The 16281-nt window shown below is 70.0% G+C and carries 12 protein-coding genes; 8 read left to right on the forward strand and 4 right to left on the reverse strand.

Going from position 1 to position 16281, the window contains the following annotated elements; genetic code table 11:
• The first annotated feature begins 102 nt into the window (after positions 1 to 102).
• Both OG948_RS07500 and OG948_RS07505 read left to right on the forward strand, forming a co-directional pair.
• Complete coding sequence (locus OG948_RS07500; protein WP_406294843.1) at positions 103 to 1899, forward strand: CDGSH iron-sulfur domain-containing protein; 1797 nt, start codon at positions 103 to 105, stop codon at positions 1897 to 1899.
• Positions 1900 to 2099: 200 nt separating this feature from the next.
• On the forward strand, positions 2100 to 2987 hold the full coding sequence (locus OG948_RS07505; protein ID WP_406294845.1) for an SAM-dependent methyltransferase: 888 nt from the start codon (positions 2100 to 2102) through the stop codon (positions 2985 to 2987).
• A 78-nt stretch (positions 2988 to 3065) separates the two neighbouring features.
• Here the strand turns inward: OG948_RS07505 and OG948_RS07510 are convergent, their stop codons facing one another.
• Positions 3066 to 4415, reverse strand: coding sequence for a lysine N(6)-hydroxylase/L-ornithine N(5)-oxygenase family protein (locus OG948_RS07510; RefSeq protein WP_406294847.1), 1350 nt, complete (start codon positions 4413 to 4415; stop codon positions 3066 to 3068).
• 376 nt (positions 4416 to 4791) lie between these two features.
• Here OG948_RS07510 and OG948_RS07515 point away from each other — a divergent pair, with 376 nt between their 5' ends.
• A complete protein-coding gene (locus OG948_RS07515; protein ID WP_406294849.1) occupies positions 4792 to 5436 on the forward strand; it encodes an FMN-binding negative transcriptional regulator in 645 nt (214 codons plus the stop codon).
• A gap of 191 nt (positions 5437 to 5627) precedes the next feature.
• On the opposite strand, the gene OG948_RS07520 is transcribed toward OG948_RS07515, so the two are convergent.
• Positions 5628 to 6185 (reverse strand): LmbU family transcriptional regulator, encoded by a 558-nt coding sequence (locus OG948_RS07520; protein ID WP_406294851.1) that lies wholly within the window; start codon positions 6183 to 6185, stop codon positions 5628 to 5630.
• A 1703-nt stretch (positions 6186 to 7888) separates the two neighbouring features.
• Here OG948_RS07520 and ddaH point away from each other — a divergent pair.
• The 3 genes from ddaH (at position 7889) to OG948_RS07535 (ending at position 11434) form a co-directional block, all read left to right on the forward strand.
• On the forward strand, positions 7889 to 8734 hold the full coding sequence (ddaH, locus tag OG948_RS07525) for a dimethylargininase (RefSeq protein WP_406294853.1): 846 nt from the start codon (positions 7889 to 7891) through the stop codon (positions 8732 to 8734).
• 1267 nt (positions 8735 to 10001) lie between these two features.
• The gene (locus OG948_RS07530; RefSeq protein ID WP_395863689.1) at positions 10002 to 10562 is read left to right on the forward strand and encodes a sigma-70 family RNA polymerase sigma factor; all 561 of its coding nucleotides are present in this window, start codon (positions 10002 to 10004) and stop codon (positions 10560 to 10562) included.
• Complete coding sequence (locus tag OG948_RS07535; protein WP_406294855.1) at positions 10559 to 11434, forward strand: anti-sigma factor family protein; 876 nt, start codon at positions 10559 to 10561, stop codon at positions 11432 to 11434. The genes OG948_RS07530 and OG948_RS07535 overlap by 4 nt, the downstream gene beginning before the upstream one ends.
• Before the next feature lie 162 nt (positions 11435 to 11596).
• Here OG948_RS07535 and OG948_RS07540 read toward each other — a convergent pair whose 3' ends face one another.
• Together OG948_RS07540 and OG948_RS07545 are read right to left on the reverse strand one after the other, a co-directional pair.
• A complete protein-coding gene (locus tag OG948_RS07540; protein WP_406294856.1) occupies positions 11597 to 12205 on the reverse strand; it encodes a hypothetical protein in 609 nt (202 codons plus the stop codon).
• Between the two features lie 270 nt (positions 12206 to 12475).
• Positions 12476 to 13210 carry a helix-turn-helix domain-containing protein gene (locus OG948_RS07545; protein ID WP_406294858.1) on the reverse strand — a complete coding sequence of 245 codons (735 nt, stop codon included), beginning with the start codon at positions 13208 to 13210 and terminating at the stop codon, positions 12476 to 12478.
• A 175-nt stretch (positions 13211 to 13385) separates the two neighbouring features.
• Here OG948_RS07545 and OG948_RS07550 point away from each other — a divergent pair, with 175 nt between their 5' ends.
• Together OG948_RS07550 and OG948_RS07555 are read left to right on the forward strand one after the other, a co-directional pair.
• Positions 13386 to 14696, forward strand: coding sequence for a zinc-binding dehydrogenase (locus tag OG948_RS07550; RefSeq protein ID WP_406294860.1), 1311 nt, complete (start codon positions 13386 to 13388; stop codon positions 14694 to 14696).
• Positions 14697 to 14753: 57 nt separating this feature from the next.
• A complete protein-coding gene (locus OG948_RS07555; protein ID WP_406294861.1) occupies positions 14754 to 16226 on the forward strand; it encodes an APC family permease in 1473 nt (490 codons plus the stop codon).
• Positions 16227 to 16281: the final 55 nt, after the last annotated feature.

Genomic DNA, 16281 nt, shown 5'->3' on the forward strand with positions numbered 1-16281 from the left:
TATTGTATTGAATCAGCACCGCACCGAGACAGGGGTAGCGAGCGTGACCATCGTGTTCAACCGTCCCATCATCCCGTCGGGCCGACCCATCGGTTGCACGCCGTGATCGGCGCGCCGACCCAGGCCCGGCTGCGGTCGCTGCTGATCCGGGCACGTGTCCTCGACCACGAACTCACCCGGCGGATGACCGACGCCGACGCGGGCGAGCCGCTGCGCGACACAGTGCTCCGGCCGATGACCGAGGCGCTGATCGAGATGGGCGGGGATACCGCCGGACCTCAGCCGAGTGAGCCGCCCGCCGCCGGCACTCCCGCCGATACCGACTGGGATCCGGCCGGCCCGGTCCGGGAACTCGCCTCGGACGTCACCCGGTTGCGCGCACAGATCAACCCCGAACCGCCCACGGGCCTGGTCGAGGCCGCGGCGGCGCTGCAACACCTGGCCTGGCTGTTCACCGACGGTGACGCCGAACGGGACGCCCTGGTCGCCGAGTTCACCGACATCCAGGGTGAGCTGCCGACCCGCATCCAGGTCGCGCCGGACGGGCCGTACCTGGTCACCAATGCGACCCACGTCACCGACCGGCTCGGCGAACCGATCCCGGTGCTGCCGCAGACCGCGCTGTGCCGCTGCGGCGAGTCGGCGACCAAGCCGCTGTGCGACGGCAGCCACGCCCGGATCGGCTTCAGCGGCGCCAAGGATCCGGGCCGCGTGCCCGACGAGCGCCACACCCACCCGGGCAACCCGGTCGAGGTGACCGACAACCGGGGCCTGTGCGCGCACTCGGGCCTGTGCACCGACCGGCTCTCCTCGGTGTTCCGGCAGAAGGAGGAGCCGTTCGTGGCGCCGTCCGGCGGCCGGATGGACGAGATCGTGCGGACCGTCCGGGCCTGCCCGTCCGGTGCCCTGGACTACCTGCTCGACGGGCACGAACCACCCTCGCAGCAGCGCGAACCGGCGATCGAGGTATCGCTGAACGGCCCGTACCGGGTCACCGGCGGCATCCCGCTGGTCGGCGCCGACGGCGAGCCGGAGCCGCGCGGCCCGGGCGCGCCGACCGAGCGCTACAGCCTGTGTCGGTGCGGCCATTCGCGAAACAAGCCGTTCTGCAGCGGGATGCACTGGTACGTCGACTTCGCCGACCCGCCGCCCTCCGCCGAACCCACGCTCTACGAATGGGCCGGCGGGTTGCCCGCGCTGACCCGGATGACGCACATCTTCTACGACAAGTACGTCCCGCAAGACCCGCTGCTGGCACCGCTGTTCGCTCGGATGGCGCCGGATCACCCGGAACGGGTGGCGGCCTGGCTGGTCGAGACCTTCGGCGGTCCCAAGCTGTACAGCGAGCGCTACGGCGGTTACGACCACATGGTCGGCGAGCACGCCGGCAAGGCGCTCAAGGAGGAATGGCGGGCCCGCTGGGCGCAGTTGATCAGCCTCGCGGCGAACGACGCGGGCCTGCCCACCGACGCCGAGTTCCGCGCCGCGTTCGCCGGCTACGTCGAGTGGGGTTCGCGGATCGCGGTGGAGAACTCCCAACCCGGCGCCCGCCCGCCGGCCCACATGCCCGTACCGCGCTGGTGGTGGGTCTGCGGCGCCACCCCGGGCGCCCGGGCGTCGGCACTGGCGCCACCCCCGAAAGAGGATACGACCGACATGCCCCTGCCGACCGCGGACGAGCCGATCGGCTTCGACGAGCACATCAGGCCGTTGTTCCGGGAGATGGACCGCAAGTCGATGAGTTTCATGTTCGACCTGTGGGCACACGCCGACGTCAGTACGCACGCCGAGGCGATCCTGGCCCGGCTGCGCCAGGGCACGATGCCGTGTGACGGCGCCTGGCCGGCGGAGCGGGTGGACGCGTTCGCCCGCTGGGTCGCCGAGGGCAAGTCCGAGTAGTTCGGCGGACATCGGCCGGCGGTCCGCGCCACGGCGCGGGCCGCCGGCACCGACCCGATTCCCGATACGAGCCGGTCGGTTGTCCGACGACTTCGGATGTGTACCGATTCCTCGACAGCCCTCCGTCGCCGGCCCAAACCACGAATGCCCCCAGTACAGTCGGCGAACGTAGGGAATCGGTACTGCGGAGGCAGGCGGACGTGACATCCATACCGGCGGGGAACGCGGGGGACGGCGACGAGAAGGCCTGGCGGTTGCCTCGACTCGACGAGGTGGAGAGTCGGCTGCCGGCTCGGATCGACACGAGCATCCCGCACACCGCCCGGATCTACGACTATCTGCTGGGCGGCAAGAACAACTTCGCGGTCGACCGCGCGACGGCGGACGCGATCGTCGCCGCGATCCCCGATCTGCCGGTCACCCTGCAACTCAACCGGCTCTTCCTGCGCCGCGCGGTGCGCTACGCGGCACGCCGCGGCATCCGCCAGTTCCTGGACATCGGCACCGGCATCCCCACCGCGGGCAACACCCACGAGGCGGCCCACGAGATCGCCCCGGACGCCCGGGTCGCCTACGTGGACAACGATCCGATCGTGCTGGTGCACGGGCGCGCGCTGATGACCGACGCCGGACCGGGCCGGATCACCTTCACCCAGGCCGATCTGCGCGCGCCCGAGGACATCCTGAGCGCGCCCGAGGTGCTGGAGGTGATCGACTTCGGCGAGCCCGTCGCGCTGATGCTGGTCGCCATCCTGCACTTCATCCGGGACGACGAGAAGCCGCACGAGATCGTCGCCCGGCTGCGCGACGCTCTGCCCGCCGGCAGCATGCTCCTGCTCTCGCACGCGTCCTTCGACGCCAACCCGAACCAGGGCCGCAAGGGTGCCGACGGGTGGAAGAACGCCTCCGCCGAGATGACCATGCGCCGATACGACGACATCCTGGCCATGTTCGCCGGGTTCGACCTGGTCGAACCCGGCCTGCGCACCCACTGGAACCCCGACGCCGAACCGGACCACCCCCTCGACACGGTCGAGAACGTCTGGGGCTACGGCGCGGTCGGCATCAAGCCCAGAGGCGTGTCCTAGCCGCCACGCTCGCGTCCCGACCCGGGGCGCGAGCAGGCCCGCCGGCGGTGCCGACGGGCCGCTCGTCGGGTGGAGGGGTCACCCGGTCTCGCCGGCGACCATCGACGGAAGCGGTGGTTCCGGTTCCGGCTCGGGGCGCCGACGCATGATGGATTCGGCGATCTCACCGCTGCGGACCGCGATGTTCGACAGCAGCGACGACGTCAGCCCGTGGGTGTGTTCGGTGCCGCCCTGGAGGTAGATGCCACAGGCCAGTTCGGGCGTGGTGACCAGCCGGTAGTCCCGGGTCACCCGGTATCGGCCGGTCTCGTCGCGCAGGCAGTGCCGATCCAGGTCGCCGAGCAGCGCGGTCGGCTCCATGCCGTCGTAGCCGGTGGCGAACACGATCGCGTCCACGTCCAGTTCCCGTGACTCGTCGGCCGGCAGCGACAGCAGCGACACCCGCGTCTCGTCACCGGCCCGCTTGACCTGGTCGACCCGGGTCAGGTTGAGGAAGTGCAACCGCCGGAGGCCACGCACCTCTTCGTCGTACGAACGCCGGTACAGGTCGCGGATCACCTCGTCGTCGACCACCGAGTAGTTGGTATTCCGGTGGTAGTGCCAGAACGCCTCTCGGGAGCGGTCCGTCCCGAAGTAGTAGGTGTCCACCGCGCCCGGGTCGAAGATCTGGTTCGCGAAGGGGGTGTCGTCCGCGACGCAGTAGCCGTAGGACGGGATGATCGAGAACACCTGCGCGTCCGGCAACTCGTCGTAGAGGAACCGGGTGATCTCGGCCGCGCTCTGCCCCGCGCCGACCACCGCCACCGACCTCAGGTCGGACCGGTTCATCCGGCTGTACTTCTCCAGGAACTCCGAGCTGTGCCAGACCCGTTCGTCGCGCAGCACGCCCTTGGGCATGCGCGGTACCAGGCCGGTCGAGATGGCCACGTTGCGCGCGTCGACCACCCTGGTCGCGGAGCCGCTGCGGATCTCGAGTTGCACATGGTCGGCCGCGGCCTCGGCCTTCGCCGCCGCCGGCACCCGGATCCCGGTGACCTCCGAGCCGTAGCGAACCCGGTCGGTGAAGCCGGCCGCGGCCCACTCCAGGTACTGGTGGAATTCCTGGCGGGTCGGAAAGAAATCCTGATTGTTGACGAACTGTGCGAGCCGGTCCGATGCGTGCAGATACGACACGAAGCTGAATCGCGACACCGGATTGCGGAAGGTCGCCAGATCCTTCATGAAGGAGATCTGCATGGTCGTCGCGGGCAACAGCATATTGCGGTGCCAGCCGAACGCGGGCTGTCGCTCGAAGAACATCGCCGCCGGCTCGGCCCGGTCACCCGGCGCCTCGGCTCGATACTCGTCCAAGGCAATGGCCAGCGACAGATTGGACGGGCCGAATCCGATGCCCACCACGTCGTAGATTTCGCGTGCAAAAGTGCCCATAGAAAACTCTCCCGCTAGCGTGGCGGCGACAGGGACTTCCGTATCTTCGACGAGTCGTCACGGAACCGGCAGGAAACGCCGGTCGTGGATTCAGGATGGAATTCGTCGAACGTGCCCTATGATCCCATATCTCTCGACCGGCCGTCCGGGAGAAACGCATTCGGTATTGCGCCGGGGGGCACCGCAGCTTCAACTTAAGGGGGCCGGGCACGCCTTTCAAGGGCTCGGTCCGCAATACAGCCGGGTACGCCGTCCTGCCGACGGGACAACACTTCGGTCCGACCGTCGACGCGACCGTGCCCGCGCGCGCCCGGACCGCCGGCTTCCTCTCGTGGAGCCGTGCGCCGCACCAGGTCACCGAAAGGGTGAGTTCCGCATGTTCGTTCCCAAGCAGTATCGCGAACCGGACGGTTCGTGGATGGTCGAGCTGATCCGCAGAAATCCATTGGCACTCCTGGTGCTGAACGGCACCCCGGCGGACGGCCCTTTCGCCACGCATCTGCCGATCATTCCCGACCCGGAGATGACCGACGAATGGACCGATGACCTGTCCGGAGCGACATTGCTGGGCCACATGAACCGGGCGAATCCGCATTGGGGCGCGCTGACCACCGGCGACACCGTGCTGCTGACCTTCACCGGCCCGCACGCGTATGTCTCGCCGACCGTGTACGAGACCACCCCGGCCGCGCCCACCTGGAATTTCACCTCCGTGCACGTCCGCGGCACGGTGCACAAGATCGATTCGCTGGAGGAGACCCTCGGCGTCGTGCAATCCACCGTACGGGCCTTCGAGGACGAGTTCGGCAACGCGTGGGACATGTCCGAGTCGGTCGACTACTTCCGCAAGATCGTGCCCGCCGTGGGCGCGTTCCGGGTCCGGGTCTCCCGGGCCGACGGCATGTTCAAGCTCAGCCAGGAGCAACCGGCCGAGGTACGCGACCGGGTGGTGCGCTCGTTCGACGGGCGCGAGTGCACCCGCCATCGCGAGACGGCCGCGATGATGAGCCGGTTGCCCTGACCTGGGCGAAACCACGCCGATGGGCCCGCGCTCGGTCGTGAGCACGGGCCCCGAGGTCGTCACCGACCGAGTCGCCCCGGGCCACTCGGATCCTGCGATGTCGCCCTACCGCACGCCGATACCGGCATACTCCCTACCGCCCTACCGCCCTACTGCCTTGCCCGCCTTGCCGCTTCGGCGCCGCCGAAGCGTCACACGCTCACACCGGCCTGCTCCTGGACGTCCTCCAGGACCCGCTCGGCGGCGTGGTCGAGCGTGGCGAGCACCCACTGCTCGAAGTCGATACCCGATTGTTCCGCGGCCTTGTGCCACCAGCGGATGCGATCACCGGGCACCGCGAGGCGGCGCGTCGCCTCGGTTTGACGACCGTCGCGCACTTCGTCCGCCCGCGCATCTCGGATAGCGTTGCGCAACTGCTTGGTGGTCCACTTCATCTGTTCGGCACGGTCCAGCCACAGTTCCTGTTCGGAAACGGGAAGCGAGGCCAGCTCCGCATGATGCTGAAAACTCAGAGCCGATCGCCGGCGATCGAACTCGAATCGTCGCGATACCCACGCATAATTCCTTAGCGTCTGATAGCTTAATCCCGCGGCACGTATCCCTCGTTGATACAGGTCTGTGTAATGGTCCTTTCCATACACAAGCCAGTCGCCGAGCCACCACGAAGAGGAATCCAAGATTCCGGACAGCTTGCGCCCGGCCTGCTCCCAGTCTTCGAAGGTGATATCTGCAGGTATTTGCAGACCCACTTTCGTCGTGAGCAGACGGCCGCAATGCGGATTATCTCCGGCGACTCTTCGCGGTCGAGCCACAATCCCGGGGCCCGAGCGAAGCTGTGTATCCCTTGCGCTTTCGTGACTTCTGGTTTGATTCGCCACCATGCCTCCATGTGAGTGCACGCTCGAACAAGCGAATTTTGCGCCATTCGCTGCTGCTACTGCGCAGCTCGTTGCCACGGGGGTATGCCAGACATATCCGATATGCATTCGATCGTCCACCGTGCCCGCACGGCCGACTCCGCCGATCTCCCTCGGATCACTCCTGGCCGGGCGATCGGCGACACGGACTTCGGAAGCGCGCAGCGATACCGCACGACCATCGCGGTCGCACGGCCGGACAAGGTCGACATATGTACGAATGCGTGCATCAACGACTCGCCCCGTTCGCCTCTTTACAGATCCCCGTTGGCGTTGCGGCTGTCGGCGTCACACCCTGCCGACACCTGAAGATCCACATTCAAAGTGGTTCTCTTCGAAGGCCTACCCGAGTAGATCCCAGCGACTGCCGGAAATCAAGGAACCGGCCGCTAATTGTTTCGGAGCGACACCGAGCGCAACCGCTCGGTAGTCGGCCCCGCCATTCCGGCACCGGCGAGAAATAACCGTCCAACCGTGTCGTGCCCTCGGCCGGCCACGGAAAAGAGCCTACACACCGGGGGTGTCGATCCCTGTTCCGGCCGGGGTTCGAGTCGGCCGGGTTTCGCGGGGGCGGTCACTATAGAGGTATTCACCTGTTCCGGCTCGGCTACTCACGCGTCTTGACGCCGTCCTAACGGCATGGATAGACGGAAGCCACCGCGTATTCATAGCGAAGCCGGGTTCGGAATACCTCCGGCCATCCGGATGGATTTCACCAGGACCCGCTCGGCGCCCGGATCGGCGACCCGTCGCAGCGCGTCGAGCGCTGCGATTCGGCCACGCGGGATCGGGGTGGCAGGGTGCTCCGGAGCGTGGTCGAGAGCCGGCGGTTCGATGCTGTGAGGTTGAGTCCGGCTACGTTCCGACACCGTTCTCGCCGGGTTCGGGGGCGGCGGGCGGTTGGTACGGGTGCCCGGTCGCCGGAGTCGCCCGGCCGCCGGCGGCGCGTGCGCCACGCGATCGAACACCTGATGCGCCGGCGCGGGCACCACCGGGCCGGGTCGATCCCGCGCAGCCTCGACTCCACCGATCCCGGGGCCGGTTCGCGGGCTGTCCCGGCAACGGCCGCGGGCGGCACTCGAGCAATCGCGGCCGGAGACCGGCGGCGGCGCGCGGCGGTCGGCCGACGCGGGTGCCTCCCCGCCCCTCCACCCCGGCGGCCGGCGCGAGCTCATACCTCGGGTGGTCGATTTGCCGCGCGGGTTCGATCCCGCGATGCTCGCCGGGCCATTGCATCCGCGCCGGGCATCGAAATCGTTGGCATTACGCGGGCCCGGCGCACCGGAAATCGCGATTATCGATCGCCTGTGGTGAATATCCATGGCGCTCTCGCGGCACCGGGAGGTCGGCGCTGTTGTCCCGTCGACGGGACGAGGCGCGCCCCCACCTCGTGCTAGCTTCGGTCGGCGGCAATCCCGCTCTTTGTCGGCCTGCGCACATCGTGCGCACGCCGTGTTTTCGCCCGGTGGAACGCACCGTTTCGCACCGGCATTGATTTCGCCCCGGACACAATCACGGAGAACAAGGGAATCAAGGTGGCCCAAACAAACGTTGAACAAATCTCGAACAACAACCGTACGGCTCGGTCGCGACGTTTCCTGATGTGCCGGCCGACCTATTTCGACGTCACCTATTCGATCAATCCGTGGATGGATCCGAGTGTGCCCACCTCGGCGGACACCGGCCTGGCCCAGTGGAAGCAGCTCCACGACGCCTACGTGGCACTCGGCCACGACGTCGCACTGATCGAGCCGGTGCCCGGACTGCCCGACATGGTGTTCGCGGCCAACGGCGCGACCGTCATCGACGGCAAGGTGCTCGTCGCGCGATTCCGCCACACGCAGCGCGCCGACGAGGCCCCTGCGTACCTCGACTGGTTCCGCACCGCCGGCTGGGCGCAGGTGCATCAGGCCGAGTACATCAACGAGGGCGAGGGCGACTTCCTGTACACGGGAAGCGAAATCCTGGCCGGCTGCGGCTTCCGCAGCGACCTGCGCGCGCACGACGAGGCCCGCGAGTTCTTCGGCATCCCGGTGGTCGGCCTGACCCTGGTCGACCCGCGCTTCTACCACCTGGACACCGCGCTCGCGGTGCTCGGACCGGGCGAGATCATGTACTACCCCGAGGCGTTCGCCCCGGACAGCCAACGCCTGCTGGCCGAGCGCTTCCCGGACGCGGTCCTGGCCGACGAACCCACCGCCGCCGTCTTCGGGCTCAACGCGCTGTCCGACGGGCGGCACGTCCTCATGCCGGAGCGGGCCGTCGAGCTCGCCGGCTCGCAACTGCGCGAGCGTGGCTTCGTCCCGATCGGGATCGACCTCACCGAACTGCTCAAGGCCGGCGGCAACGCCAAGTGCTGCACGCTCGAACTGCGCGGCTGAGCAAGCAGGCGGCGCGCGAGTACGGTGCCGGTGCCGCGGGGCTGCGGGGCCGCCGCGCGGGAACTGCCCACGCCCGGCGGGCGGTTCGTCCGGGTTGAGTCCCGTCGACGGGACACCCTTCGTCGGCGCCGGTACCGACGGCCCGCCCGGCCGGGCATCGTCGTGAACGCGCGTGTGCCCGGCTTTCCGCGATTCGCCGAATTCCCCGCGAGGAGGCGCGCCGACGACGCCGGGCTCCCGTTGACCGTTCACCGTATTCCAGGCGGAGGGTATGCTCGGGCTCGGTCGAAAACGGCTACCCGGGACGCGGATCGAGAACTCGATCGGCGCCCGGCCCGCCCCGATCCGTGCACGGGTCCACCGAATACCCGTATCGAAGCCCGGGCGAAGCCGATTGCCGGTCCCCATCCATGGACCGCCACCGCAAGAACCCTCACCCGCGTGCGCCCCCGGCTTCGGCGCGGAGAACCTCCGTCGAGGAAGCGCCGGCACCGGGAAACCGAGCACTCCGGGAATCCCCGGAATGTCGCGCCCCGGAATCCCGGGACTCCCGGAATGTCGCGCCCCGGAATCCGGGGATCAAGGAATCCGACCGCGGTAGGATCCGCCACCCGGATCAACGACGCCGCGCCGATACCCGAATCGACGACCGGCACGAACGGCCCTGATCACGTCCGGCTGCCGCGCGTGGTCGCCGGCGCCTCGGCGCCGGCCGGCTGAACGCGATGGCGCGGGAACTCTCGCCCACGCCGAGAACCGGTCCACCATCCGGCCGACTTGGTCGCGAACGCGGCGAACGCCGCCGGGGCGGCGTGCGAGCGTACGCCGCCCCGGCCGCTCGGCGCCGCGCGATCGACGACGGCGCGGGTGTCGGCCGTCGTGATCGCCACCGAACCGGGTGAGCCCGTCGCATCCGACGAGCGCACCGCATCCGGCGGGTCCGCCGCATCCCGCGGCCTTGCCACCCTCCGCGGACCCTCGGCATCCGAGCGGCCCGCCACGCCAGGTGGGCCCGCCGAACCCGGCGGGCCCACCCAGGCGTGTCCCTCAATCCCCCATCACATCCGAGATTCCGTCCAACGAGTTGGATGGAGAAGTTGACTCCACCCCGACCTCGCGAGCGGGCGAACGGTGCGAAGTCGGTGCCGACCGGACCCGAACCAGGCACCCGGTCCCCGGTCCGGGCCGAACGAGGCACACGAGCCCCCTAGGGTGTTGCCTGTTTCGGGATACGGATCTCGACTACGGGGTGAGGAGGCCGGTCGGGGTGTCCGATGTGGACGTACCGGGTTCGAGCCCGTCGGGTTCCGACCCGCCGGGCTCCGACGAGGAGACCAAGTTCGTCACGATGCTCTATCGCGAGTACTCGCGGCCGTTGCTCGCGGTCGTCTCGCGGTTGAACGGCGGCGATCGCCAACGCGCCGAGGACAGCGTGCAGGAGGTGCTGGTCCGGGCCTGGCGCAACCGCGCGAAGCTGGATCCCGCCGCGCCGCTGTTGCCGTGGCTGGTCACCGTCGCCCGCCGACTCGTCATCGACGAGCAGCGGGCCCGCGCGGCCCGGCCGCCGGAGGTCGGCGACGAACCGTTGGCCGCGCTGCCCACCGGCGACGAGGTCGATCGCCTGCTGCGTTCGGTGGTGGTCGGGGACGCGTTGGACGCCCTCTCCACATCGCATCGGGAAATTTTGATCGAAACGTTCTTCCGCGACCGTACTGTCAATCAGGCGGCCGACGTACTCGGCATCCCGGCGGGTACGGCGAAGTCGCGCGTGTACTACGCGCTGCGCGCCCTGCGGGTCGTCCTGGAGGAGAGGGGGGTGTCGGCATGAGCGTCCAACCCGAACACGCGGATATCGCCGCGTATGCCCTCGGCCTGCTGGAGCCGGCGGACCGGGACGCGTTCGAGGAGCACCTGGCCACGTGCGACCGGTGTCTCGACGAGCTGGCCGACTTCTCCGGCATGGCCACGCTGCTGACCGAGCTGCGTGACGAGGGTGTGTACGAACTTCCGGAGCCGCGCGATCAGGCCGAGCCGTCCGCGCCGGTCGCGGCCGCACCGCCTGCGCACACCACGCGGGCATCCGGACCGATCCTGACATCGGTTTCGGAACCGACCGGTACTCCGGCGACGGCCCCACCCGCGGCACCCACCGCGGCGTCGACCGCCGCTCCGGCCGCCGGGTCCGGCCCCGTGGACGAATTGGCCGCGCGTCGAGCCACCCGGCGCGGACCCCGATGGTCCCTGCTGGTCGCCGCGTGCGTCGCGCTACTCGTGATCGGCCTGGGCGCGGGCGTGCTCACCGGGCGGACCTGGCTCAAGGACGACTCGTCCACATCGGCGCAGGATGTGCCGTTCGACCCGATCAAGGCCATCACCAAGAACGGCACGAGCGTTCGGGCGAGCGATCCGACCACCGGCGCGGCCGCACAGGTCGCGCTGGAGGGCAAGGCGTGGGGCACCAACCTCGCGCTCGAACTGCGGAACGTACGCGGTCCGCTGCGGTGTTCGCTGATCGCGGTGGACAAGAACGGCAAGGAGCAGCAGATCTCGAGCTGGAGCGTGCCGGCCAAGGGCTACGGCGTGCCGGGCTCGGAGGCACCGTTGGTGGTACAGACCGGCACCTGGACGCCCAAGGACCAACTCGCCCGTTTCGACGTGCGCACCTCGGACGGCGGGACGTTGGTCAGCGTACCCGTGTAGTTCGGGCGGCACGCGCGGTACCTGCGGGACGTGCGGGACGGGCAGGAGCACGAGCGGTGGGCGCGCCCGGGTGACCGGGTAACCGGCCGAGCCGGAACGAACGCCGGTCCTGATGCCTCGTCGGATCCGACGAGGCATCAGGACCGTTCGGTTCGGGGCGGGTTACGCGAAGCGGCCTTGCAGCAGCCAGACCCCGGGGGCGCCGGGGTCGGCGACCGGGTCGCCGAGCAGGCCCCAGAATCGCTCCACCACCGCGGCGCGCGGCACGTCGGCCACGTCCATTCCTTCCGGGAAGACCGAGCTGAGCGCTTCGAGCACCTCGCCGATGCGTTTGCGGCGCATGCCGATCAGCCGGGTGATGTCCGGCAGTTGGGTCTTCCAGCGGCCCACCACGGCCTCGGCGAGCAGGGTCTCCAGTTCCGGGCCCACCCCGGACACCTCGGCGAGGTCACGCATCGACAGGCCGAGCGCGCGGACCAGGAAGCCGGTCCGCTCCTCGTCGGCCCGCCACTTGTTCGCCCGTTCGAGTCGGGTGTAGCCGAGCTCCTTCATCCGGACCCGCTTGGCGAGCTCGGCGCGGCCGAGGCCGGCCGCGATCCGGTGGTCCTGGAGGTTGGTCGGTCGGCCGCCCATGAGTTGGCTCACGGGAACGACCAAGGACTTGGCGAGGGCGAGCAGTTCGGCTTCGTTCGGGCGCTCCGTACCGGCTTCCCACTGGGCCACGGTCGACGGCAGTACCCGCAGCTCGTACGAAGCCAATGTCGCGGCCACACGCTCGCAGGTTAGCGCCATCACCCCCCGGGCAGAGGCGGCTGCGGACGGCGAGAACGCCGGTCGGACATCGAGGTCATTGGGGTCGGTCACGCGGCAAGCATAGAAACCCCCGGCGGCGGCGTGGCGCCGACGTCGATGTGGAATCGGGCGAAGTGGCCCACATCCGACGGACATCGGAGCCGCTCGCGGTCCCCGCGGGTCGGACAGTCGGCCACACCGGGTCCGCACCCGGTCGACACCGATCGGCAACCGGTCGGCAACCGGTGATTACCGGTGCGGTCGCAGCTTCGTCACGTGTCGCGGCAGCGCCGGCGCGATCGACCACAACACCTCGGCCTCGATCTCGCCCGGATTCGTCCATCCGTGTTCCAGCCGCGCGGAGAACGTGGTCGAGTCGCCCGCGCCCAGGTGTCGCACGGTGCCGTCGACGGTCAGTTCCAGACTGCCGCGGACCATGTACGCGAACACCGTCTCGGCCTCCAGCGTGTACGCGCCGCCGGAACCGCCGCCCGGGCTCAGCACGGTACGCATCACCTGCACCCGGGTCTCGTCCGCCGGGGTCAGCAGGAACTCCTCGATCCCGATGCCGCCCATCTCCAGCGGCGCGCCGATGCCGCTGCGCACCACGTCTTGGTCGGGATAGTCGAACAGGGCGGCGATGCTCGTGCCGACCGCGTCGCAGATGCGCAGCAGGGTCGGTACCGACACCGACGCCTTGCCGCGCTCGGCCAGGCTCAGGAAGCCCTTGGTCACGCCGGCGGCGCCGGCCACCTGGACCAGGGTCAGCCCCTGTGCCAGGCGCAGTTCGCGCAGCCGCGGGCCGACCCGGGACATCCGGCTGGAGGTGTCCCTGCCGGTCTCCTTGGCGGTGTCACCGCCGGCGTCGCCGGAGGTGTCCCCGGGCGTGGCCACGGCGGGCTCGGCTTCGGGCTCGGAGCCGGGCGGGCGGCTCGGGCCTTCACCGCGATGTTCACCGGGTTCTTCTCCGGAATGTGCTGGCACGCGCGACACGCTACCCGCCCTCCCCCGCTTCCTCGCACCGATCGTGGCCCGCTCGGCGGTCCATAAAGGTTCGGATTCACCCCGCTCGGGGTCTTTACGCCACGAGTTTACTCCTGTAAAACCTTGACGAAAGTTTAGCGCCACTAAACGCGATTCCGTCCAGCCTGGAGCAGTCATGCGCACCATCCCCTCGCCGGCACCCGCCGACCGCATCCGCGGCGTGGTCCTGCGCCCCGGCAACGACCTCACCATGACCGACCTCGTCCTGGCCCCGCCCGGCTCGGGCGAGGTCGAGGTCGCGGTGGTCGCGGCCGGCGTGTGCCACTCGGACCTGCACGTGGTGCGCGGCGAGTGGGACGTGCCGATGCCGGTCGTGCTGGGTCACGAGGGTTCCGGCGTGGTGACCGCGCTCGGTCCGGACACCGAGGACTCGGGCCTGGCCGTCGGCGACCACGTGGTGCTGTCCTGGGTGCCCGCCTGCGGCGCCTGCCGGTACTGCCTCGCCGGCCGCCCCGCCGCGTGCTCCCTGGTCGCCGAGGTGGTCGCGCCCCGGGGCGTCCTGTACGACGGCACCAGTCGGCTGAGCTCGACCGACGGCGAAGAACTGCACCACTACCTCGGCGTGTCCTCGTTCGCCGACCGCGTGGTGGTCCCGGTCTCCGGCGCGATCAAGGTCCGCAAGGACGCGCCGCTGGACGCGCTGGCCCTGGTCGGCTGCGCCATCGCGACCGGCGTGGGCGCGGTCCGCAACACCGCGGGCGTCGAGGCCGGCGCGACGGTCGCGGTGATCGGCTGCGGCGGTGTGGGCCTGTCCTGCGTCCAGGGCGCCCGACTCTCCGGCGCGGGCCGGATCGTCGCGGTGGACGTGGTCGCGGACAAGCTCGACCTGGCCCGCAAGCTGGGCGCGACCGACACGATCGACGCGAGCGCGGTCGACCCGGTGGCGGCGCTGCGCGCGCTGGTCCCCGAGGGCCTGGACTACGTGTTCGACGCGATCGGCAAGATCACCACCACCGAGCAGGCCGTCGCCGCGCTCGGTCAGGGCGGCGCGGCGGTGATCGTCGGCCTCCCGCCGACCGGCAGCACCGCCCGGTTCGACCCGCTCGCACTGGCCGAGGCCGATCAGCGCATCCTCGGCTCGAACTACGGCTCGGTGGTCCCCCATCGCGACATCCCGATCCTGGTCGACCTCGTGGTCGGCGGCTTCCTGGACGTCGAGTCGATGATCTCGGCGCGGCGCCCGCTGGAGGAGGCCGGGGACGCGCTCGCGGAGCTCAACGAGGGCCGCGCGCTTCGCCAACTGTTGATCACCGGCCACCGGCCGACGGCGTACGAACCGGCCGAACCGGGCGTGGCCGCCGCCGACTCGGCCGCCTACGACTCGGCCGCGTACGACGCGTACACGGCGTACGCCGCGCCCCGGTCCGCCTCCGGCCCGAGCACCCACACCCCGTCCGCGTACGACCCCACCAAGCGCGAGGGCTGACCGATGACTACTCTCACCCCAGGTAATTCGGCCGGAAAGTCCGGAAAGGCGGCAAGCGTGCCCACATCCGCAGCCTCGTCCGGCGCCCCGACCCCCGGCGCCCCCTCCTCCGGCGCCGCAGCCCCCGGCGGGACCGACAGCGGCCTGGCCCGACGCAGTGTGACCAGCTTCGAGGTGGGCGCGCAGAGCGTGGCCAACGTCGCGCCGAGCGCGGTCATCGCGTTCGCCCCCGCGAGCATGGCCGCGTCCGCCGGCAACGGCGCGTGGTTCTCGTTCTTCCTGGCCATGGCCGCGGTGCTGGCGATCGCGTACTGCATCTGCGTGTTCGCCCGCCGCCGGGCCGGCACCGGCTCGCTGTACGCGTTCACCCGGCTCTCGCTCGGACCGTCCGGCGCGTTCGTGACCGGCTGGGCGCTGTTGATCGGCGCGGTGTGCATCGGTTCCGGCTCGCTGGCCGGCGCGGGCTACTACACCGGTCGCGCGCTCGACGGGATCGGCGTGGGCGCGTTCACGGGTGTGGCCGGTCAGGTGCTGCTGGACCTGCTCCTCGCCGCGATCGCGGTCCGGCTGACCATCGCGAGCGTGCGCACCGCCGCGCGCGTGGCGGCGACGCTGGAGGTGATCTCGATCGTGCTGATCGTGGTCGTGCTCCTCGCGGTGTTCTTCAAAAGCGGCAACGACCTGTTCGACACCGACCAACTCACCCTGAGCGGCGGCACGCTCGACGGCGTGGTGTTCGCGGTGGTCCTGGGCGTGCTCGGCTTCGTCGGCTTCGAGGGCGCGGCCTCGCTGGGCGCGGAGGCGACCGACCCGTACAAGGCGATCCCGCGTGCGGTGCTGGGCAGCGCGCTGCTGGCCGGGCTGTTGTACATGTTCGCCACCTACGCCCAGGTGGTCGGCTTCGGCGGTCCGGACGGCCTGGTGGCCAGTGCCGACCCGATGGACGAACTGGCCGAACTCTCCGGGCTCGGCTTCCTGAAGTTCTTCCTGCACGCGGGCTTCGCGGCCTCGTTCCTGGCGGTGGTGATGGCCTGCGTCACCGTCGCGGCCCGACTGCTGTTCGGCATGGCCAGGGAGGGTGTCGTCCCGGCGCGCCTGGGCCGGGCGCACCCGACCCACCAGACCCCGTCCGCCGCGATTTGGGTGATCACCCCGTTCGTGGCGATCCCGACCGTGGCGGTGATCCTGGCCGGCACCGACGGCCTGGACGCGACCACCTACATCGACACGATCGGCGTCTTCGGCTACATGCTGTCGTACGTGCTGGTCTGCCTCGCCGCACCGCTCTTCGTCCGCAAGACCGGCGCCCGAGCCCTGGCGATCACCTGGGCCCTGGGCCTGATCGGCGCGGCGGCGATGGTCTACGTCTTCTACCGCAACCTGTGGCCGGTCCCGGAGTCCCCGCTCAACGTGCTGCCGTACGTCTTCGTCGGCGCGCTGGTGGTGGGCATCGCCGGCTACGCGATCCTGCGCCGGCGGGACCCGCAACGCGCCGCCCGCGCAGGCACCTTCGCCGACGACGCGACCTGACCCCCGCCCCGACCACCCGCCGCCGCCTCCCCGCACCGGGGAGGCGGCGGCCTCG

It is taken from the genome of Embleya sp. NBC_00888, assembly GCF_045207655.1.
Taxonomy (GTDB): domain Bacteria; phylum Actinomycetota; class Actinomycetes; order Streptomycetales; family Streptomycetaceae; genus Embleya.

Excerpts from the sequence above, each read along its gene's own strand:
- OG948_RS07515 (WP_406294849.1), top strand. The coding sequence starts at position 4,792 with ATGTTCGTTCCCAAGCAGTATCGCGAACCGGACGGTTCGTGGATGGTC.
- OG948_RS07535 (WP_406294855.1), top strand. The coding sequence starts at position 10,559 with ATGAGCGTCCAACCCGAACACGCGGATATCGCCGCGTATGCCCTCGGC.
- OG948_RS07510 (WP_406294847.1), bottom strand. The coding sequence starts at position 4,415 with ATGGGCACTTTTGCACGCGAAATCTACGACGTGGTGGGCATCGGATTC.
- OG948_RS07550 (WP_406294860.1), top strand. The coding sequence starts at position 13,386 with ATGCGCACCATCCCCTCGCCGGCACCCGCCGACCGCATCCGCGGCGTG.